The organism is Desulforhabdus sp. TSK (assembly GCF_022836495.1).
Lineage (GTDB): Bacteria > Desulfobacterota > Syntrophobacteria > Syntrophobacterales > Syntrophobacteraceae > Desulforhabdus.
On the sequence record NZ_BQXM01000071.1, the window covers coordinates 1 to 3,561 of the forward strand.

Annotated in this window: 4 protein-coding genes; all 4 read left to right on the plus strand. The window is 55.4% G+C overall.

The window, feature by feature from the left end:
- The first annotated feature begins 149 nt into the window (after nt 1–149).
- Nucleotides 150–605, plus strand: a complete 456-nt coding sequence (locus MWC30_RS21360; RefSeq protein WP_244086226.1) for a hypothetical protein — start codon at nt 150–152, stop codon at nt 603–605.
- A gap of 345 nt (nt 606–950) precedes the next feature.
- Nucleotides 951–1,829, plus strand: a complete 879-nt coding sequence (locus MWC30_RS21365) for a multiheme c-type cytochrome (RefSeq protein WP_244086227.1) — start codon at nt 951–953, stop codon at nt 1,827–1,829.
- Nucleotides 1,826–2,470, plus strand: a complete 645-nt coding sequence (locus MWC30_RS21370; RefSeq protein WP_256461290.1) for a lipopolysaccharide assembly protein LapB — start codon at nt 1,826–1,828, stop codon at nt 2,468–2,470. The genes MWC30_RS21365 and MWC30_RS21370 overlap by 4 nt, the downstream gene beginning before the upstream one ends.
- A 136-nt stretch (nt 2,471–2,606) precedes the next feature.
- Nucleotides 2,607–3,413: a DUF2092 domain-containing protein gene (locus MWC30_RS21375; RefSeq protein WP_244086228.1), complete on the plus strand. Its 807-nt coding sequence runs from the start codon at nt 2,607–2,609 to the stop codon at nt 3,411–3,413.
- The last annotated feature ends 148 nt before the right edge of the window (nt 3,414–3,561 follow it).

Here is a 3,561-nt window from a genome sequence, read left to right on the forward strand (position 1 = left end):
GGTCATAATGACCTCCTACCCTTTGGGTTGAGTTGAATCCGAACAAATTCTCGGCAAAGTCTTTGTCGATTCAACAACATACTCCAAAGGGTAGATTCTTTAAATCCCAAAATCGCTCAATTTAGGTTTTACAAGAAAGGAGAATCATCATGCGGCGAACTTCAACACTCCACAGAAAAATGGCAGTGCTCACTCTCATGGCAGCGGCCCTGGCAGTGTTCAGCTTGTCGTCGGCCTTCGCCCAGGAACCTTCGGGAACGGTGATCATCGATGAATACCAGCTGGCCTACATCTTCAACGGCAACGTGGGAGGCGGGAAACTGTATTTCCAGGGAAACGTTTACGATTTCAAGATCGGGGGTGTCGGCATTGGAGGGATAGGAGCCTCTCACATCACAGCCACGGGGGAAGTTTATAATCTGACTGATCTGAGCCAGTTTCCAGGGGCATATGTTCAAGGGAGCATGGGCATTTCAGTCACTGACAAAGGAAAAGGGCACCTCTGGCTCCAAAACAACAATGGGGTGGTGCTGAGCTTGAAGACCAGCCAGGAGGGGCTTGGTTTGACTGCCGGTGCGGACGGAATCCTTATCAAGATGGAGTAGCTTTTTAATGCTTTCAGCGCAGCACTCTCGGATGAGCTCCGCAGATGTGGATATTCCTGACGCCCTGGCTCAGCAGAGCTGAGGTCTGTGCTGAAGACAAACGAAGGGGATTGCTTCGTTCTGAGAGGCTGTCTAAAAATTCGTTTTCTCGTCATTCCGGCGGTCTTTAAGCCGGAATCCACCCCAGCGAAAAACCTGGATTCCAGCTTAAAGACCGCCGGAATGACGCAACAAGCTGCATGTTCAGAGTGATTGACTCATTTTTTAGACAGCCTCTGAGCGGCAAGGCGGCCTTGGCGCCGAAAGTGACCAGTCCCGCCGACGGCGATGTGGAAGGCAGCGGAAATGATCCAGCATAAAACAACAAATCGCCTGGCAGCTTCGCTGGTCCTGGCAGCCGGCCTTTCATGCTTTTCCATTTCGGCCGTGCCCCGTCTCTCAGGAGCGGAAACGAATATGAGCGCGGACGCCCAGTCCTTTGCCGGCTCCCAAAGCTGCCGAGAATGCCACGAGCGATTTTACCAACTCTGGTCCACGTCATTCCATGGATTGGCCATGCAGCCTTACAGTGACGCCTTGGCGAAGGAGAAGCTTGCCCCCCAGAAGGAAGACCTGGTCATTGACGGCATCCGCTACCGTGCGGAAGTCGGCGAAGGCCAGGGATGGGTCCTGGAGACAGGGCCCGAGGGGACGAAGAAGTTTCCCATTGCGCACGCACTCGGCGGAAAAAACGTTTTCTACTTTCTCACTCCATTGGAGAAGGGGAGACTCCAGACGCTTCCCGTCGCCTATGATGTGAAGAAGGGGGAATGGCTGAACATGGCAGCGAGCGGGATTCGACACTTCCCTGGGGAGCGGCGCCCCGAGGAGCCCTTCAACTGGAAGGAATGGCCCTATACGTTTAACACCGCATGTTATGGCTGCCATGTGAGCCAGCTTTCCTCCAATTACGACCCTCAAACGGACACCTATCACACCACCTGGGCGGAGCCCGGCATCAACTGCGAGACCTGCCATGGTCCGTCGGCCGCGCACAATGCCATCGCAAGAGTTACGCCCAAAGGGCAACCGCTGCCCGACCTGAAAATCATCAGCACCAAGACCATGACCCGGGACCAGCGAAACGACCTCTGCGCCTCGTGCCATGCCAAGGCTACGGCGCCACTCATCTCAAACTATACCCCCGGAGACAGGTTCTTTGACCATTTGCGTATCCCGAGTTGAAGGTTGAGGCGAAAGACGCCGAGAAAGTCGAAAAAGCCAAAGAGGAGTACCTGGCCTCTTTGAGGGTGTGGCCGGACCAGTGGTCTTCCCACTTCAACCTGGGCAATTACCATCTTGACCGTGGAGAGCTGAAAGAAGCCGTCGCCTGCTATGAACGGGCTACCCGCATCGAGCCCCGCGCGGACAGGGTCCTGGTGAATGCATCCATCGCGCAGGCACGGATGGGGGAATTCGTCAAAGCAGAGAAGTCACTCCAGGAGGTCCTCGGGTTCTCGCCGGAGAACGCTGCCGCGCATTTCAACATGGGACTGCTCATGGCGGAACGGAACGACCCTCACAAGGCGGAGGAGCATCTCAAGGCTGCATTGAAATACGATCCAAAGATGGACCAGGCAGCCTATAATCTCTGCATCCTCCTCTCCAGGAATCGGGTGCAAGAGGCCGTACAGTTCTGCAGGGAGGCAACCGCGTTGCGCCCCGACGATCCCAGGTATGCCTACACTCTGGCTTTTTACCTGCATCAGAGCGGCGAGACGGCTGAAGCCGTTAAAGTGCTGAACACTATAGGAGAAATGCATCCCGACTTTCGTGACGCTCAAGTGCTTCTCCAGGAAATCTCTGCAACGTCTCCAAAGCGCTAACCCATGTCAAGACGAGGGGGAGGCACCGCGTTTCCCCCCTGGTGGCATGAGCATGGCAATGGGAGCGGCCTTTTTGCTTCCGATTGTCGGTTTGCTTCTGAAACCCACAAATTATGGATGGAGAAAGGATTTCACCATGAGACACCTAAGGTTGGCCATTGCATGTGCCTGCGCCCTCGCTCAACTGCTGACGGGCTCGCTTGTCATCGCTCAACAAATCACCCCGGCGGACTCGAAGCAAAGCGAGGAGCAGGCAATGGCCGTGGTGAGACGAATGGGCAATTTCCTCTCTCAGTCACAATCCTTCAGTGTGACTGCGGAAATTGGGTTTGACGCCGTGCAGCAGTCCGGACAAAAGATCGAATACGGTGAAAGCAGGAAAATCGTACTCCGCCGGCCGGATCATCTCCGCATCGATGAGACGAAGCGCAATGGGGCAAAGAGCGGATTGGTCTTCGATGGCAGGAACCTCACCGTCTTTCACGTCAAGGAAAACGTTTATGCGACGACGGCCAGGCCTGGTAATGTGGACGACGCCATTGCGTATTATACCAACGATCTCGACATGCGTTTGCCCCTGGCTGAATTGCTCTCCAGCAAGCTGGCCGCAGCGCTCTCAGAAGGAATTCGTGAGGCTGCCTACGTGGAAAGATCGTCCATTGGCGGTGTTCCCTGTGATCACGTGGCCTTACGGGGAGACAAAGCCGATCTGCAGTTGTGGGTGGCTCAGGGCGATCGACCGCTGCCGCAGCGGATTGTCATTACCTATACTCGACTCGATGGACGGCCACAGTTTTGGGCTCAATTCAATGAGTGGAACCTGAATCCGAAAGTCCGCGATTCGCTGTTCGCTTTTACTCCTCCTGCCGGTGCGGTGAAAATTGCGTTTTCTCCACGCCAGACGCTGCAGCCTGGGGGAACCGGCATAAAAGAAGGGAAATAGCTATGAAGGCGAAAAAATGGATTCGTTGGATGGTTGGTAGCACCCTGCTGCTGATGTTGTTTGCGGTGTCACAGGCGCAAGCCCGAGGTGGCGGCGGGTTTTCAGGGCGCAGCTTCTCTGGAGGGGGAGGCTTTGGGGGCGGTGGCTT